Origin of the sequence: Pseudomonas sp. IT-347P, assembly GCF_949768005.1 — a bacterium.
Lineage (GTDB): Bacteria > Pseudomonadota > Gammaproteobacteria > Pseudomonadales > Pseudomonadaceae > Aquipseudomonas.
Genome location: NZ_CATKPQ010000026.1, coordinates 1 through 537, shown reverse-complemented (window position 1 = coordinate 537; position 537 = coordinate 1). Strand labels below are relative to the sequence as shown.

The following is a 537-nucleotide window of genomic DNA, read 5'->3' as shown; positions in this document are numbered from 1 at the left end:
GACGTATTCTCGATCTCGGGTCGCGGTACTGTTGTGACTGGTCGTATCGAGCGCGGTATCGTTCGCGTTCAAGATGCACTGGAAATCGTTGGTCTGCGTGACACCACCACCACCACCTGCACCGGTGTTGAAATGTTCCGCAAGCTGCTCGACGAAGGTCGTGCAGGCGAGAACTGCGGCGTTCTGCTGCGTGGTACCAAGCGTGACGACGTTGAGCGTGGCCAGGTTCTGGTTAAGCCAGGCTCGGTTAAGCCGCACACCAAGTTCACCGCAGAAGTTTACGTTCTGAGCAAGGAAGAAGGCGGTCGTCACACTCCGTTCTTCAAAGGCTACCGTCCACAGTTCTACTTCCGTACTACTGACGTGACTGGTAACTGCGAGCTGCCAGAAGGCGTTGAAATGGTAATGCCAGGTGACAACATTCAGATGACTGTTACCCTGATCAAAACCATCGCGATGGAAGACGGTCTGCGTTTCGCTATCCGTGAAGGCGGTCGTACCGTCGGCGCTGGCGTCGTAGCCAAAATCATCGAGTAA

The 537-nt window shown here is 55.1% G+C and carries 1 protein-coding gene; it reads left to right on the top strand.

From position 1 onward, the window contains the following. Positions 1-537 (top strand): EF-Tu/IF-2/RF-3 family GTPase (locus tag ACM6IV_RS12735; RefSeq protein ID WP_414870265.1); only part of this gene is annotated, 537 nt, incomplete at its 5' end.